Genomic DNA, 21505 nt, shown 5'->3' with positions numbered 1-21505 from the left:
CATTCGTCAGCCTAGGCCGCCGTGACCAGGGTGAGGTTTGTGCACGGTCGCCGGGGGTACGGCCTCACCCGACGCGCCCGCCGCACGAGACCGTTCCGCAGGACGCCGACAAGTGGAGGCCGGGAGATGGAGAGCCGACTCAAGGTACTGGGTCATCCAGTCCATCCGATGCTCGTCATGTTCCCGGTCGCGCTGCTGGCCACGGCGGTGCTGTTCGACGTGATCGACACCGTCGGGGGCCCCGACCTGCTCGGCGAGGTCGCGTACTGGAACATCACCGTCGGCCTGATCGGCGGTCTCCTCGCGGCGGCGGCCGGCTCGTTCGACCTGCTGGCCATCCCGACCGGCACCCGCGCCAAGCGGGTGGGTCTGCTGCACGCCGCCGCCAACGTCGCGGTGATCCTGCTCTTCGCCGCGGTGTGGGCCGTGCGGCTCAACGCCGACTCCCGGGCCGCGGGCGGCGCCCTGGTCGCCATCGAGGTGGTCGCGGTGGGGATCCTCGGCATCAGCGCCTGGCTGGGTGGCGAGTTGGTCGACCGGCTGGGTGTGGGCGTCGACCGCGACGCCGGCCTGGACGCGCCCAGCTCACTGCGGCCGCAAACTTCCACCCAGCGGATCGGAGAGGTGTGATGAGCGAACAGCAGGCCGGCGGATTCGGTCGGGGCTGGCGGGGCGGCCGGCAGCAGGGCTGGGACCCGATGGGGGAGTTGCAGTCGCTGCGCGCCGAGCTGAGTCGCCTGGTCGGTGGCCGGGCCGGCGCGTCCGACGTCGACTTGGCCGAGACCGCGGACGGCTGGGAGGTCGTCGTCCGGCTGCCCGGGGTGGCACCGGAGGAGGTGGCTGTCGAGTTGGACGACCTCGAGTTGTGCGTACGGGCCCGCTCCGAGGCCGAGGTCAACGCCGACCAGGGCATCCCCGGCGGCTTCGAGACCCGCGGCTTCGAGTACCGCGTCAACCTGCCGTCGCGGGTCGACCCGGAGGCCATCGACGCGGTCATGGACCACGGCCTGCTCCGGGTCCGGTTGCCCAGGGCGACCCGGCCCACGCCGCGCACCATCACCGTCGGTCGCACCGGGCCGCGCTCCGGCGCCCCCTCCACGGGTACGCCGATGCCTGCCGACCCCGCCGCGGACCGGGAGCTGCACCGCCCGGACACCTTCGGCGAAGTGGACCGGACATAGCGGGTTGCGTGGTCACTCCGTCCCTGCTCGGCCCGACCGGCGAGCGGGTCGAAGACGTGCGGCGGATCGCGGTGCTGCGCGCCAACGCACTCGGCGACTTCATCTTCGCCCTGCCGGCGCTTGACGCGTTGCGTGCCGCGTACCCGGCGGCGGAGATCGTGCTGCTCGGAGCGCCGTGGCACGCGAAGCTCTGGCGCGACCGGCCCGGCCCGGTGGACCGGGTGCTGGTGGTGCCGCCGGCTCCCGGCATCCGTGCGCCGGACCCGGGCGAGGCGGAGTCGTCGATGGACGACTTCGTGGCCGCCGCCACGGGTGCGGGTTTCGACCTGGCGGTGCAGATCCACGGTGGCGGCGCGAACTCCAACCCGCTGATGGGTCGGCTCGGGGCCCGGGTGACGGTTGGTCTGCGCGCCGACGACGCGCCGCCACTGGACCGGTGGCTGCGGTACGTCTACTACCAGCACGAGGTGATCCGCTACCTGGAGGTGGTGGCGCTGGTCGGAGCACCGGCGACCACCATCACGCCGACGCTCGCGGTGACCGACGCCGATCGCGCCGAGGCCGCCCGGGTGCTCGGCCCGGCGCAGCGGCCCCGGGTGGCGTTGCATCCGGGCGCCACCGACACCCGCCGCCGCTGGCCTGCCGAGCGCTTCGCCGAGGTGGCCGGTGCGCTGTACGAGGACGGCTACGAGGTGCTGGTCACCGGTACGCCCGCCGAGCGGGAGGTGGTGGACCGGGTGGTCGATGCGGCACCGGTGCCGGTGCGTCCGCAGGTGGGCACGCTCAGCCTGGGCGGGCTGGTGGGCTGCTACGCCGACTGCGCGTTGGTCGTCTCGAACGACACCGGCCCGCTGCACCTGGCCGCCGCGGTCGGTGCGCCCACGGTGGGGATCTTCTGGGTCGGCAACCTGATCAACGGGGCCAGCCCGCTGCGGGGCCGGCATCGGCCGATCAGCTCGTGGACTGTGCACTGCCCGGTGTGCGGGGTGGACTGCACGCCGGGCATCTATCCGCACCGGCCCGGCGACGGTGAGTGCCCGCACCGGGATTCCTTCGTCACCGACGTCCCGGTGATCGAGGTGGTGGAAGCTGCCCGGGAGCTGCTCACCCCGTAGTTCAGGCCGGCTGCGGGGTGTCCTCGTCGGCGAGGACGACCTCCCACGCCTCCACGTCCCGGTCGGTGACAGTGGTGGGAGATTCCAGGTGGTAGGCGCCGCTGGGCAGGATGCCCGCACCACCATCGCGGGCCAACACCGCGAGCTGCGCGGCCACGTCCTCGCCCTGGTGCTTCTCCTGCACCCGACGCCAGAAGTCGAAGCCACCGGCGGCGACGAGCTTGGCCCGGTCGTACAGCACGCACCCGCCGATCCAGGACACCTTGTACGCCCGCCAGGCACCCGGCGGCAGCGCCAGGTGTTCGGTGATGTGCAGCAGGTTGGCCGCCGAGTGGATCCGGGCCCGGTTCCACTGCGGGGTGTCGGGTCGGATCCGCTCCGGCGTGGGCGAGCCGGTCCACTCCTCGTAGTGCCCGTGCGAGTCCGGCCGCACGTCGTCGGCGTACGAGAGGCCGTGCACCCCGTTGCCGACGAAGCCGCAGCCCAACTCGCCGATCGCCGTCACCAGCCGGCGCAGTGTCCCCGGTTCCAGCCAGATGTCGTCGTCGAGGCTGAGGACGTACCGGGCGGTCGAGGCGGCGAGCAGGTACGCCCGGTGCTCGGCCAACCCCCGGCGGGGCAGCCGGCGGGTCAGCAGCACCGGGTGACCGCGATGCCGCAGCGCCCGGACCATGGTGGCCGCGGCGGGATGCGCGTACGCCGGGTCCCCGTCGGACTGGTCGCTGACCACCACCCCGAAGCCGGGTACGCCGTCCTGGGCGGCGAGCCCGCCCAGGGTGACCGCCAACTCGGCGGGCCGGTTCCGGGTCGGTATCAACACGTCGACCAACCGGTCGGCGCGAAACTCCGCCGGGGTGCCGAGGTCGAGGGGGCGGTTCACGACGCCTGGGTGCGGGAGCTGAGTGACGGGTCGGGCTCCCGGTCCGGGGTCTGCGGCGACGGGTCCTGGCTGTGTGACCGGATCCGCTCGATGATCGCCGACGTGGACCGGTCCGGCACGTACCCCAGGGTGTGCACCTGGCCACCCAGCCGGCGCACCAGCGGCGCCTCCGGCACCAGCTCCGGCGGGTAGTCCCCGCCCTTGACGTAGATGTCCGGCCGGACCGCCTCGATCAGCGCGGCGGGCGAGTCCTCCTCGAAGACCACCACATGGTCCACACAGGCGAGCGCGGCGAGCAGGGCTCCCCGGTCCTCGACCGGGTTGACCGGCCGGTCCGGGCCCTTCAGGCGGCGTACGCTGCCGTCCGAGTTGACCGCCACGATCAGCAGGTCACCCAACGCGCGGGCCTGCTCCAGGTAGCGCACGTGCCCCCGGTGCAGCACGTCGAAGCAGCCGTTGGTGAACACCACCGACCGTCCCGCCTCGCGGTACTCGGCGACGATCGCGTCCAACTCGTCGCTGCCCACCAACGCGGGATGGCTCACGGTCTCGGTTGGTTGGTCGAGTGCGGCGAGCAGATCCTCCCGCCGGCACACGCAGGTGCCGGTGTCGGAGACGGTGATGGTGGCCGCCAACTGGGCGAGCTGCGCGGCGGTGGGCAGCGGCGCGTCGGCGGCCAGGGCCAACGTCATCGCCGCCAGGTACGCGTCACCGGCACCCACGGCGTGGCTCGCCGGGACCGGGGTGCTGTGGCTGCGCCGTGGCTCCCCGTCGGCGCCACCGACCACCGCCCCCTCGGTGTCCAGGGTTACCGCGACCACGTCGGCGCCGGTGTGCGCGCGCAGCTCCGCGAGGCGCGACTCCGCCAGGACCGCCCGGTCGACGCCCTCACCGGCCCGGGTGTTCACGGTGACGCCGGTGCCGGTGACGCTGAGCCCGTCGCCGGTGAGAGCCACCCGGCCCTCGCCCGGGGTGGGCTCACCGACCGGCCCCGGGTGGTTCTCGGTGACCTCGTCGGTGCGTACCCCGCCGGGTGCCGCGCCCACGCTCAGTTCGGACGGGCCGTCGGACGGGTCGCCGTGCGGGTGTTCCAGGTGCAGGTCGATGCCGGTGGTCGGTCGGGTCGCGCCGCCGGCTCGGGCCAGCAGCCGGGTCGCCTCGGCGAAGCTCGGCGTGACCACCGTCGGCGCGAGGCCCCGCCAGTCGGCCAGGTCGTGGGCGTCCAGCGCGACAGTGGCGTACCGCTCGCGTTGCTCGACCAGCCACGCGCGCACCGGGGCGGGCAGCGCCCCCAGGCCGTAGTCGCAGACCACCAGGGTGGGCGCCTCCCCACCGGCGGCGGCGCGCAGCTCCTCGGTGGCGCAGCTCAGGGCGGTGAGCAGCCGGGTCACGCCCTCCGGGTCGAGCGCGTCGTCCGCGTCGCCGGAGTCCTCCCGCAACAGGATCTGGTTGCCGGCCAACATCCGCCGCTTCACCGGGGTGGGCCGCCCGGGCTGGTTCACGGTCCGGTCCCAGACGCCCGCGCGGTCCAGACAGTCGTGCAGCTCGTCGCCGGCCACGTCCGCGCCCACCGGTGCCACCAGCACCGCCCGGCCGCCGAGAGCGGCGACGTTGACCGCGGTGTTCGCGGCCCCACCGGCGGCGGAGATCCGTCGGCGCAGGGTGAGGACCGGTGCGGGCGCCTCCCGGCAGAGCCGCTCGGAGTCGGCGAAGCGCCACTCGTCCAACATGGCGTCACCGACGATCAGGACTGGGCGTTCCAGCCAGCTCTCCACGACGGTGGCGAGCCGGCGCTGTTCCGCTGCTGCTCCTGCCATGCCTCCCCGGGTCCCCAGCGCCCCCCGGGCCAAACCTGGCCCGTGCCTGACCTGCGGCTGTGTCACCACCGTGCCGTTGCTGCCCGGCTGGGTCGTTTCGGACGTGCGGAGCCGGGAAGGAAATTGCGGTATCCCCGGAAAGGAGACGTACCGAGATGGCAACGACACTGCAGGGCAAGCGGATCGCCTTCCTGGCCGCCGACGGCGTCGAGGAGGTCGAGTACGTCCAGCCGCGTGCGGCGGTCGAGGACGCCGGCGCGACAGTCGAGTTGGTCTCGCTCAAGCCCGGGTCCATCCAGTCCTTCAACCACCTGGACCAGTCGAAGACGTACGACGTGGAGGTGACCGCGGACAAGGCGGACGCCGCCGGCTACGACGCGCTGGTGCTCCCCGGCGGCGTCGCGAACCCGGACTTCCTGCGCGGCGACCCGGACGCGGTGCGCTTCGTGAAGGCGTTCTTCGACGCGGGCAAGCCGGTCGGGGTGATCTGTCACGGTCCGTGGACGCTGATCGAGGCGGACGTGGTGCGCGGCCGACGAATCACGTCCTGGCCGACCCTTCGTACCGACCTGACCAACGCCGGCGCCACCTGGGTCGACGAGGAGTGCGTAACCGACGGCAACCTGACCAGCAGCCGCAACCCCGACGACCTCCCCGCCTTCTGCGCCCAGATCACCAAAACCTTCGCCGCCTAACAGCGCCCCCACCCCACCCCCCACCCCACCCCCCCCGCCCCGTTGATCATGGGGTTATTGCCCTCCAGCTCGGCGTGTCGTGGCAATAACTCCATGATCAACGCCGCGTGGGGTGGGGGTGGGGGTGGGGGTGGGGGTGGGGTGGGGTTTTTTGGGGGTTGGGTGCATGTTTTGCGGCTTGCGGGATAGACGGGCACATGACCAGCGATGCCTCCGCCGCGCCGGTGCTGAATCGTCAGCAGATCCGGCTGCTCATGTTCGGCCTGATGACCGGCATGCTGTTGGCCGCACTCGACCAGACCATCGTCGGTACGGCCCTGCCCACCATCGTCGGGGAGTTGGGCGGGATCAACCACTACTCGTGGGTGGTCACCGCGTACCTGCTCGCGTCGACGGCGTCGACACCGCTGTACGGCAAGATGGCCGACCTGTACGGGCGTCGTCCGGTCTTCCTCTTCTCGATCGGCACGTTCCTGGTCGGGTCGCTGCTGGCCGGGCTGTCGCAGAACATGACCCAGCTGATCGTCACCCGGGGCATCCAGGGTCTCGGCGCCGGTGGTCTGCTGACCCTCGCGTTCACCATCATCTCGGACGTGGTGTCACCCCGGGAGCGTGGCCGCTACCAGGGGCTCTTCGGTGCGGTCTTCGGGATCTCGTCGGTGGCGGGGCCGCTTGTCGGTGGGTACTTCGCGGAGACCGACTGGCGGTGGATCTTCTACATCAACGTGCCGCTGGCGGTCCTGGCGATCGTGGTCTGCTACCACGTGATGCGGCTGATCCCGTTCGAACGCCGGGACCACTCGATCGACTGGCTCGGTGCCGGTCTGCTGGTCGCTGGGGTGAGCTCCCTGCTGTTGGCGTTGAGCTGGGGTGGCAACGAGTACGCCTGGGGCTCAGGTGTGATCATCACGCTCTTCGTCGTCGGTGCGGTGCTGGGGGTGCTGTTCGTCCTGCAGGAGGCCCGGGTGGCGGAGCCGATCCTGCCGCTGCGGCTGTTCCGCAGCGCCACCTTCGCCCTGGCCAACGCGGCACTGCTCGTCATCGGTCTGGTGATGTTCGGTTCGATCATCTTCATCCCGCTCTACCTGCAGATCGTCAAGGGCGCCTCGCCGACCCGCAGCGGTCTGCTGATGCTGCCGATGATGGCCGGCATCATCATCACCTCGATCCTGACCGGTCGCGCGATGACCCGGATCGGCAGGTACAAGTGGTTCCCGGTGGCCGGCTCGGTGACCCTGCTGGTCGGCATGTTCCTGTTCACCCAGCTGGAGGTGGGCACCTCCCTCTGGGTCGCGTTCGGGTACATGGTGGTGATCGGCATCGGGCTGGGCCTGTGCATGCAGTCGCTGATCCTGGCGGTGCAGAACGCGGTCTCCGTCCGCGACCTGGGTGCCGGCACCTCCTCGGCGACCTTCTTCCGGTCACTGGGCGGGTCGTTCGGGGTGGCGATCCTCGGCACGGTGCTCTCGTCCCGGCTGACCAGCGGGTTGGGTGACCGGCTGCCCGGCGCGATCGCGCAGCTGCCGCCGCAGGAGCAGGCCGCCGTGGCGGCCAGTGGCGGCACCAACATCTCGATCAACGATCCGGCCACCATCCTGGCCCTGCCGGGGCCGGTACGCGCGGCCATCCAGGGTGCCTTCGTCGACGCGCTGGACATGGTCTTCCTGACCGCCGGCCTGATCGCGATCGTGGCGGTGGTGGTCACCCTGACGCTGCCGAACACGCAACTGCGGGGTGCCGGCCCGCAGGGTGCCACCGGCGGCGCCGACCCGCTCGGCGGTGAGGCTCCGGCCCCGGGCGGCAAGCCGTTGACCCGCGAGTCCAAGGAGGAGGCCGCCGCCGACATGGAGGCCAAGTCCCAGACGATGATCTGAGTGTCTCGACACCGACCGCCCCGGACTGCTCCGGGGCGGTCGACGTCATCCGGCCACGAGGCGGAGCGGCTGCGGGTGTTGACTGTTGAGGCGGTCGAGCGCGTCGGAGGTCGCCGCATCGGCGGGCAGGTACACGATCAGACGTTGGTCGTCGTCCGCCGGAAGTTCGAGGGTCTCGTACGCGAGCCGGAGCAGACCCGCCTCGGGATGGGCCAGCCGGAAGATGCCGCTGGCCTTCGGCAGGCTGGGCACGGTGTCGACGCGCCGGGTGAAGGCGTCGCCCGCCGTGATGGTCAGCTCGTCGGCCAGGGCGGCCATCGGCGGGTAGGCCCGGAACGGACCTTGTTTGAGGGCGGCGACCTGCTCGTCGGCCAGGTGGTCCCAGTCGGGGTACGCGCTGCGAGCCCGGGCGTCGGTGAGGATGAACCGGGCGAGGTTGGCCGTCGTCGCGTCCAGCAGACCGATCGGACCGACCAGCCGCACGTACCCGGCGGTGTGGGCGAGGACGTCGCTGAGCCGGTTGAGCAGCACCGCCGGTGCGGGTTCGAGACGGTCGAGCAGCGCCCGCACGGTCGGACGTACCTCGCCGCTCGGGGGGATGCGGCCCCGGCAGTTGTAACTGGGATCGGCCGCCTTGGTGAGGTGGTGCAGGTGGGCGCGTTCGTGCCAGTTCAACCGGAGTGCGCTGGCGAGCGCGGCGAGCACCTGCGGGGACGGTCGACGGTCGCGGCCCTGTTCGAGTCTCGTGACGTACTCGACGCTCACGTCGGCGAGGGCCGCCACCTCGGATCGGCGTAGTCCCGGGGCGCGGCGGCGCGGCCCGGCGGGGAGCCCCACCTCGGCCGGTGTCACCGCTTCCCGGTGGAGGCGCAGGAACAAGCCAAGCTCGTTGTCGCTCACCATCCGAACGTAGCAACGCCGGCCGATCGGATGGTGTCCCTGCCACTACCAGCCTCGGTCCGGTCTCCCTGGGCTGCTGCCAACTGACGACCGTGAGGGGAGGCGCTCGACAGCTGTCGAGCGGAGGTTCTGGTCGGTTGGAGTTGAGTCATGAGTCGTACGGTTGTGGTCGTCGGCGGCGGTTACGGGGGTACGGCGGTCGCCAAGGCGCTGGAGTTGGTGGCCGATGTCGTCCTCATCGATCCTCGGGACGCGTTCGTCAACGTCGCCGGGGCGCTGCGGGCGCTGGTCCGGCCCGAGTGGGCAGGCAATATCTTCTTTCCCTTCGACACGGTGCTCACCCGGGGCACGGTGATCCGGGATCGAGTGGTCTCGGTGGATTCCGGTGGTGTCACGCTGGCCTCGGGTCAGCGTGTCGCGGCGGACTATCTGGTGCTGGCCACCGGTTCCAGTTACGCCTACCCGGCCAGGCTCAACGCCGACTCCATCGACGCGGCGCTCGACGACCTGCGTCAGACCAACAAGGAGTTGGCCAGCGCCGGGCGGGTCCTGATCCTCGGCGCCGGGCCGGTCGGATTGGAACTGGCCGGTGAGATCAAGGAGGTCTGGCCGGACAAGCTCGTCACCCTCGTCGATCCGGCCGAGCAGCTGCTGCCCGGCTTCACGCCCGAGATGCGCGATGACCTGCACCGGCAGCTCGACGAGCTGGGCATCCAGGTGCGGCTGGGCACCAGCCTGGCCGCACCGTTGACGACCGACGCCAATCGGGCCGCGACCGTCACGGCCACCACCACCGACGGCGACGAGATCACCGCCGACATCTGGTTCCGTGCCTTTGGTCTGCGGACCAACAGTGCCTACCTCGGCGACGGCCGACTGACGACGCTCACCCCGCGGGGGCAGGTAGCGGTCACGGAAACTCTCAACGTGCGCGGGTCCGGCGACATCCTCGAGCACGTCTACGCGATCGGCGACCTCACCGATGTCACAGAGGACAAGATGGCCGCGTACGCGTTGCAGCACGCCGAGGTCGTGGCGCGGAACATCACCGCGCAGCTGGGTGGCGGACAGCCGACGGCCACCTACCAACCGATGCCCCATCCCATGATCCTGATCCCGCTCGGGTCGCGACACGGTGTCGGCCAGCTGCCCACGCCCGACGGCCCGGCCGTCGTCCCTGCCGCGACGGTCGCCGAGTACAAGGGCGTGGACCTGTTCACCGGTCGCTTCACCGAACAGTTCGGCCCCACCGCGGCCTGAGTCGACCGCGGTGGTCAGGCGGGGCGGCGGTAGACGCCGTACCACCAGGTCGCGGCCAACTCCCGGGCGGCCGCCGCGTCGGTCTCGGGGTCGGCCGAGGTCGTGCTGACGTGGTCGGCCAGGAAGCGGTCGCCGCCGACCACGATCAGCCGGCTGGCCGTCGTCACGTCCAGGTCGGCGGGGGTACGCCCGGCCTGCTGTTCGATCCGGAGCACGTCGACGGTACGGGTGACGAACTGCTCCAACCCCGCCGCCCAGTACTCCCGGACCACCTCGTCGTACGCGGCGACCTCGTTGATCGCCGCCAGCACCGGGGCGTATGTCCGGTAGATCCGGATCACGTCGGCGAAGATCTCGGTCAGCACCGCCAGCGGATCGCCAGGTGCGCTGGGGCTCCACTCGCCGGTACGGCCGAAGGAGCTCTCCCGCATGGTCCCGGCGAGGCGCATGAGCAGCTCGCTCTTGTCCCGGAAGTGGGTGTAGAAGGTCGACCTCGCCACCCCGGCCTCGGCGGCGATCCGCTGGACGCCGAGGTCGGTGAAGCGAGCCCCCTGCTGGAGTAGCCGCTCGGTGGCCGCCAACACCCGTGCTTCGACGGCGGCACGCCCGTCGGGGTTGCTCGGACGGCGGCGGGTGATCGAGGGCATAGCCGGAATCCTAGGTGGCCAGGTGCTCGACGGGCGACGTACGCTCGTTGCCGGACACAGTGTCCGACATAGTGACCAGGGAGCGCCCGCTCGCGGCCTCCGAACCGCGCACCACGAGGAGCGACACACGTGAAGTACCGACTGCTGGGCACCACCGGGGTGTACGTCTCGGAGATCTCGCTCGGCGCGATGACCTTCGGTGGCAGCGGCCACCCGCTCTGGGGCACCCTCGGCGGGCTGTCCCTGCCCGACGCCCAGCGGCTGGTGGACACCGCGCTGGACGCTGGGGTCAACTTCGTCGACACCGCCGACGGCTACAGCGATGGCGAGAGCGAGGAACTGCTCGGCCAGGCGCTCGGCAAGCGGCGTCGCGACGTGGTGCTGGCCACCAAGGTGCACTCCCGCACGGGGCCCGGCCCGAACGACGTCGGCACCTCCCGGCTGCACATCATGCAGAACCTGGAGGACAGCCTGCGTCGGCTGGGCACCGATCACATCGACCTCTACCAGATCCACAACTTCGACCAGATCACTCCCATGGAGGAGATGCTGCGCGCGCTGGACGACGCGGTCCGGCAGGGCAAGGTCCGCTACATCGGCGCCGCCAACTTCGCCGCCTGGCAGATCTCCAAGGCGCTCGGCATCTCCGCCCGCGAGAAGCTGGCCGGCTTCGTCTCGGTGCAGGAGTACTACTCGCTGCTGGGCCGGGACGTGGAACGCGACGTGGTGCCGATGGCGCTCAACGAGGGTGTCGGGCTGACCGTCTGGAGCCCGCTCGCCGGTGGCTTCCTCTCCGGCAAGGTCAGCCGGGACGGCGCCGTCGCCGACAGTGGCGCGCGCAGCGCCCAGCCCGGTTACTCCAGCTTCACGCCGTTCGACCCCGAGCACGCCTTCGGCGTCGTCGACGTGCTCAGGGGCGTCGCCGAGCGGCACGGGGTCAGCCCGGCCCGGGTGGCGGTCGCCTGGCTGCTGTCGCGGCCCGCCGTGACCAGCGTGATCGTCGGTGCCCGCAAGCAGGAGCAGTTGGTGGACAACATCGCCGCCTCGGATCTCACCCTGACCGAGCAGGACCTCGGCGAGCTGGACGAGGCCACCAAGCTGCCGGTCGCGTACCCGAACTGGATCCAGGAGGGGTTCTTCGCCGGGACGCGCCTGCCGCAGTAACGCACGGCCCGGGGCCGAGTCTCGGTGAGGCACGGCCCCGGGGCCGCCCCTACTTCAGGATGAGCCGGTTGGTCTGCTCGAAGACGTCCAGGTCGGCCAGGGTCTCGGTGACCGAGGCGGAGAGCGGGGCGGGGAACCGGTCGCGGGGGAAGAAGCCGGCGTCGGTGGTCTCGTCGGTGACCCGGGCCAGTTGCCCGTCCCACTCCTCCACCTTGAACGCCGTGGTGAAGACCTGGTAGGTGTGCCCGTACATGTTGGTGCTCGTCCGGTCCGGGCCGGTGTAGAGGGCGAACGCGCAGACCCGCAGCGCCCGCAACCCGGTCTCCTCGCGGACCTCGCGGACCGCGCAGTCGGCTATCGACTCGCCCAACTCCATCGCCCCGGCCGGCATGGCCCACTGGCCGTTGTCCGAGCGTTGGATCAGCAGGATGCGTCCGGCGTTGTCGCTGACCACGGCGCGGGCACCGACGAACATCAGCGTCCGGTCCCCGGCTAGCGCGCGCAACTGCCCAACGTACGAGTCGGCCCAGGAGATGCTCACCTGCGCCAATTTACGGGGGTTCCCAACGTGTGACCGCCGACACTAGCTTGTTACCCATGCGTAGCACGATGATGGACGCCCCTCTGCAGGTCTCCCGGATCCTCGAGCACGGCGCAGGAGTGCACGGCACCGCCGAGGTGGTCACCTGGACGGGCGCCGAGCCCCGCCGGATGACGTACGCCGAGGTGGGCCGCACGGCCGCCCGGCTGGCCCATGCGCTGCGCGACGAGTGTGGGGTGACCGGCGACGAGCGGGTCGCCACCTTCATGTGGAACAACAGCGAGCACCTGGTCGCCTACTTCGCGGTGCCGAGCATGGGTGCGGTGCTGCACACGCTCAACATCCGACTCTTTCCCGACCAGGTCGTCTACATCGCCAACCACGCCGAGGACCGGGTGGTGCTCGTCGACAGCACGCTCATCCCGCTGTTGGCCCGGGTGATCGGTGAGCTGGCCACGGTGCGGCACGTGGTGGTGGTCGGTGGCGGTGACCCGGCGCCGCTGGTGGCGGCCGCCGGTGACCGGATCACCGTGCACCACTGGGACGCGCTGCTCGCCGACCGGCCGGACGTCTTCGACTGGCCCGAGGTGGACGAGCACGACGCCGCGGCGCTCTGCTACACCTCGGGCACCACGGGCAACCCGAAGGGTGTGGCCTACTCGCACCGGTCCATCTACCTGCACTCGTTGCAGGTCTGCCTGCCGGAGGGCTTCGGTCTCGGGCCGACCGATCGGGAGTTGGCCATCGTGCCGATGTTCCACGCCATGTCGTGGGGTCTGCCGTACGCGGCCTTCCTCTCCGGCTCTTCGCTGATCATGCCGGACCGGTTCCTCCAGGCCGCGCCGATCGCCGAGATGATCGCCGCCGAGCGGCCCACCCTGGCCGGGGCGGTGCCGACCATCTGGACCGACCTGCTGGCCTACCTGGACAGCCACGACGTGGACACGTCCTCGCTCACCGAGGTGATCGTCGGTGGCTCGGCCTGCCCGCCGGCGCTGATGCACGCGTTCGACGAGCGGCACGGGATCGACGTCATCCACGCCTGGGGGATGACCGAGATGTCCCCACTGGGGTCGATCTCGCGTCCGCCCGCCGGTGCGACGGGCGAGCAGGCGTGGCGCTACCGCTACACGCAGGGGCGGGTGCCGGCGGGTGTGCGGGCGCGGATCGTTGGGCCGGCCGGCGAGCAGTTGCCCGCCGACGGCGAGGCCGTGGGTGAGCTGGAGGTCCGTGGGCCGTGGGTGACCGCACGGTACGTCGGCGACGACACCCCGGACGAGGAGAAGTTCCGGGACGGCTGGCTGCGTACCGGCGACGTGGGCACCCTCTCGCCGGACGGGTACATCACGCTGACCGACCGCGCCAAGGACGTGATCAAGTCCGGTGGTGAGTGGATCTCGTCGGTGGAGCTGGAGAACGCGCTGATGGGTCACCCGGCGGTGCTGGAGGCGTGCGTGGTGGGTGTGCCGGACGAGCGGTGGGACGAGCGACCGCTGGCCACCGTGGTGGTCCGGGAAGGTGCCTCGGTGACGGCCGAGGAGCTGCGCGACTTCCTGGCCGGCTCGGTGGCGCGCTGGCAGTTGCCGGAGCGCTGGGCGTTCATCGACTCGGTGCCGAAGACGAGCGTGGGCAAGTTCGACAAGAAGGTCGTCCGTTCGCGGTACGCCGAGGGCGAGCTGACCGTCCGGGAGTTGGCAGCGCCGTAACGTCTTGCCCGGCACTGTCGCCGCTGGCGGTGGAGTGCTGCTGGACATTCCTCCGCAGGGGCGGCCCCGGCGTTCGCACCGCGCCGGGGCCGCCCGTTCCACGCGGGGCGACCCGCACAGTCATTGTTGCGAAACTTATTCGCTTCTGTCCTGATGATGGGGAAATCAGATGGTCGGCGACCCGATCAGGCGTCGCTGGTGGTGACCAGCACCTTGCCCACCGCCGAGTCCTCCACCGCCTGGTGCGCCGCGGCCGTCTCGGCCAGGGAGTAGCGGTGCAGCGGCAGGCCGGCATCGGCACCGACCCGGATGCCGCCCTGGGTGGCCGCCGCGGCCACGTCCTTGACCCCCTGCGCCTTGGCCGCCTTCGGCTCGGTGTAGACGAGCACGAACTGCCAGCGCGCGTTCGGCACCATCATCGCCCGGATCGGGATGGTCACCTCGTCGCCGCCGTCGTCGGCGTACATGCAGACCGCGCCGCCGTGCCGCAGCACCTGCACGTCCATCGCCGCGTTCGTCGCCGGAGCGACCTCCACGATCGTGTGGACCCCGTCGGGGGCGATCTTGCGGACCTCCGCGACCACGTCCTGCTCGCGGTAGTTCACCACGTACGAAGCACCGGCCGCCGCCGCGAGCTGGGCCTTCTCGGCGCTGCTCACCGTGGCGACCACCGTGGCGTCGGCCCACCGGGCGAGCTGGATCGCCGCATTGCCGACCGCACCCGCCCCGCCCTGCACCAGCACGGTGTGGTCGGCCAACGCACCGGCGCGCAGCGTGTCCGGCATGAACTCGCCGGCGGTCAGGCAGCGGTGCGCGGTGAGGAACGGGATGCCCAGGGCGGCCCCCACCTCGAACGAGGCGGCACCGAGACGGACCGCCTGACGCACCGGCACCAGCGTGTATTCCGCCGCCGTGCCCCACGGCCGCTGCCAGGCGGCCTCCCAGATCCAGACACGCTCACCGATCAGGTCCGGGTCGACCCCCTCGCCGACCGCCTCCACCACGCCCGCGCCGTCCTGCCCGGGAATCTGCCAGCCCTGCGGCGCGGAGGAGCGGCGGGACTTCCAGTCGGTCGGGTTGACCCCCGACACCGCCACCCGCACCAGAACCTCACCCGCCCCGGGTGTCGGCACCGGCCGGTCGACCAGTTTCAGCACCGAAGGGTCGCCGGTGTGCTCGTACACGATGGCTCTCATGCGTGGTCTCTACCCCCCTCGGCTGGCGTCAACCCAGGCTGTCCACCAGCTCCGGGGTCAGCTCACCGATCGACCCCACCGTCACCACGGCCAGCCGGGCGGCATCCGGGTCCAGGGGATACGAGCCGTGTGGCACGGCCACCACCCGCATCCCCGCCGCGGCGGCCGACCGCACCCCGTTCGACGAGTCCTCCACTGCCACACAGCGGGCCGGGTCGACGCCGAGGCGCTCGGCGACGTTCAGGTAGACGTCGGGTGCGGGCTTGCCCCGCTCGGTCTGCTCGGTGGACAGGGTCGCGCCGAACGCGTCGGTCAGGCCGGTGGCGGCCAGCGCCGCCTCGATCAGCCGGGTCGGCGACGAACTGGCCAACCCCAGCGGCCACCGCCCGGCCAGCCGGCGGACGACCTCATCGGCGCCGGCGATCAGGGGTACGTGGGCCCGGTAGCGTCGAGTCATCTCCTCGACCACCTCGACGGCGACCTGCTCGGCGGTGCGCCCGACGCCCAGCTCGCCGCTGAGATAGTGGGCCCACTCGCCGGTGCTCATCCCCATCAGCCGTTTTTGGGTGTCCGGCTGCCACGTCCCGCCGTGCGTCGCCACGTACGCCCGGCGGACCTCCTCCCACACCGGCTCGGAATCCACGATCACGCCGTCCAGGTCGAAGACCACCGCATCTGTCACGGGCCCATCCTGCCTGACCGGTGGGCGCCGGGTCAGCCGGGCAGCGCGGGCAGGCCGAGCGGGCTGCTCTCGGGCAGCAGGGTGTGGCCGGACCGGGCGATCGGCTCCAGCAGCTCCCGGAGCCGGTCCGTGCCGGGGGCGCCGAGCGCCTGCCACGGGTGCGCGGCGGCCCGGTCGGTGGCGTCCTCGACGGCCTGGAACTCGGCCCGGCCGTGCTCGGCGGGCGCGCCGTCGCCGGTCAGCCAGCCCCGCCGCGTCAGCCGCTCGCGGGCGGCCTGCCACTGCTCCTCGGACCAGCCCCGGCCCAGCAGGTACTGCGGCGAAGAACCGTCCAACGCGACCCGCCAGGTCAACGTCTCCACCGGGTCCAACCCGGCGGCCACCAGCGCCGCCACGTGCCCGTCGCCCCGGTGTTCGCGCAGCGTGGTGGCGGCCTGCCAGAGCCGCGCCAGCGGATATTCCCCGACCGGCAGCGCCGCGTTGGCCGCGCCGAGCACCCGGCCGGCGGTCTGCGCCGCCGAGGCGGCCCGTTCCAGCAGGTCGGCGGCCTCCGCCAGGTGCGACTCCGGCAGCTCGTAGGTCAGCTCGGCGAGCGCCTGCACGGCACCTGTCAGTCGGACGCGCAAAGCCTCCGGCGGGGTGGCCAACCGCCACACCGCCGGCAGCGCACGGGCCACCATCGGCGGCGCGAAGTTGAAGAAGGCGGCGATCACCGGGGCCGCCTCGGTGGCGCCCAGCGGCGCGGCCCGGCCGGCGAAGTAACCACGCCAGTAGCCGCGCAAGCCGACCGCCTCGTACGCGGCGCGGGCCCGGGGGTGCAGGTAGGTGACCGCGTGCACCGGCTCGAAGTACGCCCACATCGACCGGGCGGTCCGCCCAGGCTCGTCCAGCGCCGTCATCTGCACCTCCGCGTCGGAGTCCCCGATCTCACCCCGGGCGGCGAACCGCCCGGGGTGACGCCGAACCTACTGCCGCTGGGTGACGGGCCGGAAGCCCCATGTGAACAACTCCATCGCGCCCCGTCGACAACCGGGGCGATCCGGACGGGATCACTGGGCGGCGATCACGTCCACCACGAAGCGCAGCGGGCCGGTCGGGCGCCCACCGGCGGCGGCCGGGTCGTTGCCGTAGCCCAGCTCGCCCGGGATGTCGAGCTGCACCCGGCTGCCCACCGTCACGCCGACCAGGCCCTGGTCCCAGCCGGGAATGACCTGGCCGACGCCGATCGGGAAAGTCACCGGCTGCCCGCCCTTCCAGGAGGAGTCGAACTCCTTGCCGTCCTTGAAGAACACCCCCACGTAGTTGGTGGTGATGTTCTGGCCCTTCTTGACGGCCGGGCCGGTCCCCTTGATCAACGGGGTGACCGCGAGCTTTTTGAGCTCGCCCGTGCCCGGCTTCACCGTCGGCTTGGTCTTCAGCGCCGGATCGGCGTCCGCGGGCAGCTGCGGGGCGGGCGGCGCGGCGGGCTCGTCGGGGGCCGGGACGGTCGCGGACGGGGTCGCGTCGGCCTGGTTCTTGGGCTTGTCGTCGCCCCCGCCACCGATCGTCACGAAGACGCCGATCAGCACCCCGGCAACGGCGACGGCGGCGAGGCCGCTGATCACCGCGTTGCGCTTACGCTTCCGGTCGGCGGCCTTCTTCGCCGCCAACTGGGCGGCCAGCCGGCGCCCCGACTTGGTTGCCGGGCTCTGGTCCGGGCCCGTCTGCTGCGTCCGCTCGCTCACGTCGTCGACTCCCTGCTGCGAAGTGTGGCCGGCACCCGGTGCCGGGGGGAAAGCCGACGCACACGGTACCCGCACCACGGCCCACCGTGCCCGCCGCGGACGTGGCGGATCGCCCAGCGCGTCAGTTCCGGTCTGTTCCCGGTCGGTTATTCCGGGACGACCATGAAGTCGGTCACGAACGAGGTGACCCGGCCGTCGACGGCACGGCCGATCCAGGTGCCGTAGCAGCCGTCGCCCCAACCGGTGGCCACGGTGACGACGTTGGCGCCGCTGGCCTCGTCCAGGACAGCGGTGATCAGCCCCGGGACCGGGGACGACGGCAGCCTGTCGGGGATGAAGACCTGCTCGACCTGGTCGTAGTCCCAGCCTTCCAGGACACTGAGCGCGGTCGGGTCGGCGAGGGTGCCGGCACCGGCGTCCACCCCGTACCCGAAGTAGTCGTCCGCACCGAGGGTGGCGACGTCCTGGTCGCCTGCCACGGCCAACTCCCAGCGGGTGGTCGGCTCGTCGGAGACCAGCAACTGGAACGCGGCCACCCGCCGGTCCACCTCGGCGTCCTCCCGGAGCACCACGGCCACCCAGGCGCGGGCGGCATACCGCCCCGGCGGCACGGTCACCGTGAACGGCTCGGCCTCCGGGCAGACCAGCGGGTCGCACCCGACCACCTGGCCGGTGGGCAGCACGACGTCGCCCGCCGGGTGGACCTCGATCAGGTACGCGCCGTGCTGGTCGGTGAAACGGGCGCCGGACGTCAACAACCGGTCCAGGTCAGGGGTGTACATGAGGGCTCCTCCGGTGGCCAGCGGCCGGCGGAGCGTACCCAACCGGGCGGACACCGCCGTCGCTGCCGTACCCGGTCAGGCGCTCTTGCGGGGTGCGGCCTTGCGGGCGGCCGTCTTCTTCGCCGGCTCCGCCTTCTTCGCGGTGGTCTTCTTGGCGGCGGTCTTCTTCGCCGGCTCGGCGGCCTTCTTCTCGGCCGTCTTCTTCGTCGCGGTCTTCTTCGCCGGGGCCTTGGCCGCCTTCTTCTCCGCCGCCTTCTGTGCCGACCGGGCCGACGAGATGGGTGTCGGCTCGCCACCGCCGCCACCGCCGCCACCACGGGCGGCTGGCTCGCCGCGGGCCGCCTTGGCCCGCTCCACCGAGGCCTTCAACGCGGCCATCAGGTCCACCGCCGCGGCCGGGGCCTCCTCGGCCTCCTCCGGCTGGACGACCTCCCGACCCTCCACCTTGGCGTCGATGACCTCCTGCAACGCGGCCCGGTAGTCGTCGGTGAAGACGTCCGGCTCGAACTCGCCGGTCATCGAGTCGATCAGGGAACTGGCCATCGCCAACTCCGGCGGGCGCACCTTGAGATCCTCGTCGAGGAAACCAAAATCGGGGGTACGGATCTCGTCCGGCCAGAGCATGGTGTTGAGCAGCAGTACACCCTCGCGGACCCGCAGCGTGGCGAGCTGCTCCCGCTGGCGCAACGCCACCTTGACGATGGCCACCCGCTCCGAGTCGATGAGCGCGTCGCGCAGCAGCACGTAAGGCTTGGTGGCCGTGCCCTCCGGCTCGAGAAAATACGCCTTGTTGTAAAGGATCGGGTCGACCTGCTCGGCCGGCACGAACTCCAGCACGTCGATCGCGCGGGAGCTGGTCAACGGCAGGTCGGCGAAGTCCTCGTCGGTGAGGATCACCATCTCGCCGCCGCCGATGTCGTAGCCCTTGGCGATGTCGTCGTAGGTGACCTCCTCGCCGCAGACCGAGCAGGTGCGCTTGTAGCGGATCCGGCCACCGTCCGCACGGTGCACCTGGTGGAACCGAATGTCCTTCTCCTCGGTCGCGGAGTAGAGCTTCACCCCGATCGAGACGAGCCCGAACGACACGGCTCCCTTCCAGATGGCACGCATCCTGCGCTCCCTTCCCCGGTATCGACCATGCTCGCATCCGAAAGAACATGACGCGAGGTGTTCGGCCTGCTACTACAGTCGGGTCGTGCCCGGCGCGCCGCTCAAGCCGATGCTCGCGATGACCGGGCCGCTCCCGGCGGGTGCCGGCTGGGCGTACGAGTTCAAGTGGGACGGGGTTCGCGCGCTGGCCGACATCCGCGGCGGCGACCAGCACCTGTACGCCCGCTCCGGCGTGGAGATCACCGCCGCGTACCCCGAGTTGGCCACCCTGCCCGAGCAGGTCGACGACGCCCTGCTCGACGGCGAGGTGGTGCTGCTCGGCCAGGGCGGGCAGCCGTCGTTCACCGCGTTGGCCGAGCGGATGCACGTACGGGACCGGGCCAAGGCGGCCCGGCTGGCCGCGGTCATGCCGGTGACGTACATGATCTTCGACGTGCTCCGCCTCAACGGCGACGACCTGACCGGCTGGCCGTACGAGCGCCGCCGGGAGGCCCTGGACACGCTCGCCCTCGGTGGTCTCCGCTGGGCGGTGCCGCCGGTCTTCGCCGACGGCCCGGCCACCTACGAGGCCGCCGGGGAGCACGGTCTGGAGGGCGTCATGGCCAAGCGGGTCGGTGCCGTCTACCGCCCGGGGGTGCGCTCGCCGGACTGGGTGAAGGTCAAGCTGGAGGTGACCGGCGACTTCGTCATCGGCGGTTGGCGACCGGGCGCGCGTCGGATCGGCGGGCTGCTGGTCGGCGTGCCCGGCCCGGACGGCCGGTTGGTCTACCGGGGGCGGGTCGGCGGTGGGATCGGCGCGGCCATCGAACGGCAGCTCCTCGCCGAGCTGGAGCCGCTGCGCTCCGGCGTGTCACCGTTCGCGCCGGGTGTGCCGCGCGAGGATGCGCGGGGTGCCATCTGGGCAAGCCCCCGGGTGGTGGTGGAGGTGAAGTACGGCCAGCGCACCCCGGACGGCCGACTGCGCTTCCCCCGGGTGCTGCGGTTGCGCCCGGACAAGCCTCCCGAGGAGGTCGACGATGCCAGCTGAGCGGCTACGGGTGGACGTCGAGGGTCGCCCGCTGGAGCTTTCCAACCTGGACAAGGTGCTCTACCCGGCGGCCGGCTTCACCAAGGGCGAGGTCATCGACTACTACACCCGGATCTCGCCGGTGCTGCTGCCGCACCTGCGGGACCGGCCGGTGACCCGGATCCGCTTCCCCAACGGGGTCGACGACAAGTCGTTCTTCGAGAAGAACACGCCGGCCGCGACCCCGGACTGGGTGCGGGTGGAGAACCTGCCCGCGCCGGGGTCGACGAAGGGTCGGGAGACGATCGACTACGTGGTGGCCGACGACCTGCCCACCCTGGTCTGGCTGGCCAACCTGGCCGCGTTGGAGCTGCACACGCCGCAGTGGAAGGTCGGCCAACACCCGGACATGATGGTCGTCGACCTGGACCCGGGGCCACCGGCCGGGCTCGCCGAGTGCTGCCCGGTGGCGGTGCTGATGCGCGATCGGCTCGCCGACGACGGCATCGACTCGTACCCGAAGACGTCCGGCAAGAAGGGCATGCAACTCTGCTGCCCGATCGCCGGCACCCAGTCCTCCGACGACGTCTCCGCGTACGCCCGGCGGATCGCCCAGGAGTTGGAGCAGGAGCACCCGAAGCTGATCGTGTCGAAGATGGCGAAGAACCTGCGCCCCGGCAAGGTCTTCATCGACTGGAGTCAGAACAACGCGGCGAAGACCACGGTCGCTCCGTACTCGCTGCGGGCCCAGTCGGTGCCGTCGGTGTCGACGCCGCTGACCTGGGACGAGGTCGAGGCCGGCGCCCGCGGCCGGAAACCGGCCGTCCGCCAGTTCACCGCCGCCGAGGTGCTGACCCGGGTCGAGGAGTACGGGGACCTGCTGGCCGCCCTGCTCGACGGCGGCCCGGAGTTGCCAGGCTGACAGTAGGTGACGATGGATGCCCAGATGGCCCATGGGTGATACCAGTAACAGGGCGTTACGGGCCGCAGTGTCCCGCCCGGGCCACTCACCGCCTTTGCTCTGCTTGCCTATATGCGCCACGGCGTTGAACTGGGACTTCATGGCGACCGCGCAGTCGAGGGGTGGAAACCCTCCTCGCGGAGCGTGCGCGTCGCATATAGGTAAGCAGAGCAAAGACATCCCAGGTGCTTAGGTGTCAAGCAGTGGCGGTGTTGGGGTGATGTGTCCAGGCGGTGGTCTCGTTGTAGGTGGTGCCGGTCTTGA

At 71.5% G+C, this 21505-nt stretch carries 21 protein-coding genes; 10 read left to right on the top strand and 11 right to left on the bottom strand.

What is annotated here, in order from left to right; translation table 11 throughout:
• Positions 1-126: 126 nt before the first annotated feature.
• Genes AB0B57_RS12970 through AB0B57_RS12960 form a run of 3 tightly spaced genes read left to right on the top strand, consistent with a single transcriptional unit; the run spans position 127 to position 2296 of the window.
• A complete protein-coding gene (locus tag AB0B57_RS12970; RefSeq protein WP_357068510.1) occupies positions 127-630 on the top strand; it encodes a DUF2231 domain-containing protein in 504 nt (167 codons plus the stop codon).
• Complete coding sequence (locus AB0B57_RS12965; protein WP_357068508.1) at positions 630-1181, top strand: Hsp20/alpha crystallin family protein; 552 nt, start codon at positions 630-632, stop codon at positions 1179-1181. Before AB0B57_RS12970 ends, AB0B57_RS12965 begins: the two co-directional genes overlap by 1 nt.
• 8 nt (positions 1182-1189) lie before the next feature.
• Positions 1190-2296 carry a glycosyltransferase family 9 protein gene (locus AB0B57_RS12960; RefSeq protein ID WP_357068506.1) on the top strand — a complete coding sequence of 369 codons (1107 nt, stop codon included), beginning with the start codon at positions 1190-1192 and terminating at the stop codon, positions 2294-2296.
• 1 nt (position 2297) lies between these two features.
• Here the strand turns inward: AB0B57_RS12960 and AB0B57_RS12955 are convergent, their stop codons facing one another.
• Together AB0B57_RS12955 and rfaE2 are read right to left on the bottom strand one after the other, a co-directional pair.
• Positions 2298-3176 carry a glycosyltransferase family A protein gene (locus AB0B57_RS12955; RefSeq protein WP_357068504.1) on the bottom strand — a complete coding sequence of 293 codons (879 nt, stop codon included), beginning with the start codon at positions 3174-3176 and terminating at the stop codon, positions 2298-2300.
• Complete coding sequence (rfaE2, locus tag AB0B57_RS12950; protein ID WP_357068502.1) at positions 3173-4993, bottom strand: D-glycero-beta-D-manno-heptose 1-phosphate adenylyltransferase; 1821 nt, start codon at positions 4991-4993, stop codon at positions 3173-3175. The genes AB0B57_RS12955 and rfaE2 overlap by 4 nt, the downstream gene beginning before the upstream one ends.
• Positions 4994-5148: 155 nt before the next feature.
• Here rfaE2 and AB0B57_RS12945 point away from each other — a divergent pair, with 155 nt between their 5' ends.
• Positions 5149-5688, top strand: coding sequence for a type 1 glutamine amidotransferase domain-containing protein (locus AB0B57_RS12945; RefSeq protein WP_357068500.1), 540 nt, complete (start codon positions 5149-5151; stop codon positions 5686-5688).
• A 197-nt stretch (positions 5689-5885) separates the two neighbouring features.
• Positions 5886-7562 carry an MDR family MFS transporter gene (locus tag AB0B57_RS12940; RefSeq protein ID WP_357068498.1) on the top strand — a complete coding sequence of 559 codons (1677 nt, stop codon included), beginning with the start codon at positions 5886-5888 and terminating at the stop codon, positions 7560-7562.
• 45 nt (positions 7563-7607) lie between these two features.
• Here the strand turns inward: AB0B57_RS12940 and AB0B57_RS12935 are convergent, their stop codons facing one another.
• Complete coding sequence (locus AB0B57_RS12935) at positions 7608-8465, bottom strand: helix-turn-helix transcriptional regulator (protein ID WP_357068496.1); 858 nt, start codon at positions 8463-8465, stop codon at positions 7608-7610.
• Between the two features lie 147 nt (positions 8466-8612).
• Here AB0B57_RS12935 and AB0B57_RS12930 point away from each other — a divergent pair, with 147 nt between their 5' ends.
• The gene (locus AB0B57_RS12930) at positions 8613-9722 is read left to right on the top strand and encodes an FAD-dependent oxidoreductase (RefSeq protein WP_357068494.1); all 1110 of its coding nucleotides are present in this window, start codon (positions 8613-8615) and stop codon (positions 9720-9722) included.
• A gap of 14 nt (positions 9723-9736) precedes the next feature.
• Here the strand turns inward: AB0B57_RS12930 and AB0B57_RS12925 are convergent, their stop codons facing one another.
• Entirely contained in the window at positions 9737-10369 is a 633-nt protein-coding gene (locus tag AB0B57_RS12925) for a TetR/AcrR family transcriptional regulator (RefSeq protein ID WP_357068492.1), read from the bottom strand.
• A 129-nt stretch (positions 10370-10498) separates the two neighbouring features.
• On the opposite strand from AB0B57_RS12925, the gene AB0B57_RS12920 reads away from it, so the two are divergent.
• A complete protein-coding gene (locus AB0B57_RS12920) occupies positions 10499-11533 on the top strand; it encodes an aldo/keto reductase (RefSeq protein WP_357068490.1) in 1035 nt (344 codons plus the stop codon).
• A 49-nt stretch (positions 11534-11582) separates the two neighbouring features.
• On the opposite strand, the gene AB0B57_RS12915 is transcribed toward AB0B57_RS12920, so the two are convergent.
• Positions 11583-12074 (bottom strand): NUDIX domain-containing protein, encoded by a 492-nt coding sequence (locus tag AB0B57_RS12915; protein WP_357068488.1) that lies wholly within the window; start codon positions 12072-12074, stop codon positions 11583-11585.
• Positions 12075-12130: 56 nt separating this feature from the next.
• Here AB0B57_RS12915 and AB0B57_RS12910 point away from each other — a divergent pair, with 56 nt between their 5' ends.
• On the top strand, positions 12131-13780 hold the full coding sequence (locus AB0B57_RS12910) for a fatty acid--CoA ligase (RefSeq protein WP_357068486.1): 1650 nt from the start codon (positions 12131-12133) through the stop codon (positions 13778-13780).
• Between the two features lie 185 nt (positions 13781-13965).
• On the opposite strand, the gene AB0B57_RS12905 is transcribed toward AB0B57_RS12910, so the two are convergent.
• The 6 genes from AB0B57_RS12905 to AB0B57_RS12880 all read right to left on the bottom strand — a co-directional run bounded on the left by AB0B57_RS12905 (position 13966) and on the right by AB0B57_RS12880 (position 19274).
• Entirely contained in the window at positions 13966-14976 is a 1011-nt protein-coding gene (locus AB0B57_RS12905) for an NADPH:quinone reductase (RefSeq protein ID WP_357068484.1), read from the bottom strand.
• Between the two features lie 28 nt (positions 14977-15004).
• Complete coding sequence (locus tag AB0B57_RS12900) at positions 15005-15658, bottom strand: HAD family phosphatase (RefSeq protein WP_357068482.1); 654 nt, start codon at positions 15656-15658, stop codon at positions 15005-15007.
• Positions 15659-15690: 32 nt separating this feature from the next.
• Positions 15691-16518: a hypothetical protein gene (locus tag AB0B57_RS12895; protein ID WP_357068939.1), complete on the bottom strand. Its 828-nt coding sequence runs from the start codon at positions 16516-16518 to the stop codon at positions 15691-15693.
• 189 nt (positions 16519-16707) lie between these two features.
• Positions 16708-17382, bottom strand: a complete 675-nt coding sequence (locus AB0B57_RS12890; protein ID WP_357068480.1) for an FKBP-type peptidyl-prolyl cis-trans isomerase — start codon at positions 17380-17382, stop codon at positions 16708-16710.
• 146 nt (positions 17383-17528) lie between these two features.
• Complete coding sequence (locus AB0B57_RS12885) at positions 17529-18164, bottom strand: DUF4241 domain-containing protein (protein ID WP_357068478.1); 636 nt, start codon at positions 18162-18164, stop codon at positions 17529-17531.
• A gap of 75 nt (positions 18165-18239) precedes the next feature.
• The gene (locus AB0B57_RS12880) at positions 18240-19274 is read right to left on the bottom strand and encodes a Ku protein (protein ID WP_357068476.1); all 1035 of its coding nucleotides are present in this window, start codon (positions 19272-19274) and stop codon (positions 18240-18242) included.
• Positions 19275-19359: 85 nt separating this feature from the next.
• Between AB0B57_RS12880 and ligD (AB0B57_RS12875) the strand changes: the two genes are divergently transcribed.
• Positions 19360-20301, top strand: a complete 942-nt coding sequence (ligD, locus tag AB0B57_RS12875; protein ID WP_357068474.1) for a non-homologous end-joining DNA ligase — start codon at positions 19360-19362, stop codon at positions 20299-20301.
• Positions 20291-21202, top strand: coding sequence for a non-homologous end-joining DNA ligase (ligD, locus tag AB0B57_RS12870; RefSeq protein WP_357068472.1), 912 nt, complete (start codon positions 20291-20293; stop codon positions 21200-21202). Before ligD (AB0B57_RS12875) ends, ligD (AB0B57_RS12870) begins: the two co-directional genes overlap by 11 nt.
• Positions 21203-21505: the final 303 nt, after the last annotated feature.

The organism is Micromonospora sp. NPDC049101 (genome assembly GCF_040648675.1).
Classification (GTDB): domain Bacteria; phylum Actinomycetota; class Actinomycetes; order Mycobacteriales; family Micromonosporaceae; genus Micromonospora.
This window is presented reverse-complemented; position numbering and strand designations above follow the sequence as displayed.

What these genes read in the sequence shown, in the direction of transcription:
- AB0B57_RS12935 (WP_357068496.1), bottom strand. Translation starts at nt 8,465, where the DNA reads ATGGTGAGCGACAACGAGCTTGGCTTGTTCCTGCGCCTCCACCGGGAA.
- AB0B57_RS12905 (WP_357068484.1), bottom strand. Translation starts at nt 14,976, where the DNA reads ATGAGAGCCATCGTGTACGAGCACACCGGCGACCCTTCGGTGCTGAAA.
- AB0B57_RS12895 (WP_357068939.1), bottom strand. Translation starts at nt 16,518, where the DNA reads ATGTGGGCGTACTTCGAGCCGGTGCACGCGGTCACCTACCTGCACCCC.
- AB0B57_RS12930 (WP_357068494.1), top strand. Translation starts at nt 8,613, where the DNA reads ATGAGTCGTACGGTTGTGGTCGTCGGCGGCGGTTACGGGGGTACGGCG.
- AB0B57_RS12945 (WP_357068500.1), top strand. Translation starts at nt 5,149, where the DNA reads ATGGCAACGACACTGCAGGGCAAGCGGATCGCCTTCCTGGCCGCCGAC.
- AB0B57_RS12910 (WP_357068486.1), top strand. Translation starts at nt 12,131, where the DNA reads ATGCGTAGCACGATGATGGACGCCCCTCTGCAGGTCTCCCGGATCCTC.
- ligD (WP_357068472.1), top strand. Translation starts at nt 20,291, where the DNA reads ATGCCAGCTGAGCGGCTACGGGTGGACGTCGAGGGTCGCCCGCTGGAG.
- AB0B57_RS12970 (WP_357068510.1), top strand. Translation starts at nt 127, where the DNA reads ATGGAGAGCCGACTCAAGGTACTGGGTCATCCAGTCCATCCGATGCTC.
- rfaE2 (WP_357068502.1), bottom strand. Translation starts at nt 4,993, where the DNA reads ATGGCAGGAGCAGCAGCGGAACAGCGCCGGCTCGCCACCGTCGTGGAG.
- AB0B57_RS12885 (WP_357068478.1), bottom strand. Translation starts at nt 18,164, where the DNA reads ATGTACACCCCTGACCTGGACCGGTTGTTGACGTCCGGCGCCCGTTTC.
- AB0B57_RS12940 (WP_357068498.1), top strand. Translation starts at nt 5,886, where the DNA reads ATGACCAGCGATGCCTCCGCCGCGCCGGTGCTGAATCGTCAGCAGATC.
- AB0B57_RS12965 (WP_357068508.1), top strand. Translation starts at nt 630, where the DNA reads ATGAGCGAACAGCAGGCCGGCGGATTCGGTCGGGGCTGGCGGGGCGGC.
- AB0B57_RS12925 (WP_357068492.1), bottom strand. Translation starts at nt 10,369, where the DNA reads ATGCCCTCGATCACCCGCCGCCGTCCGAGCAACCCCGACGGGCGTGCC.
- AB0B57_RS12880 (WP_357068476.1), bottom strand. Translation starts at nt 19,274, where the DNA reads ATGCGTGCCATCTGGAAGGGAGCCGTGTCGTTCGGGCTCGTCTCGATC.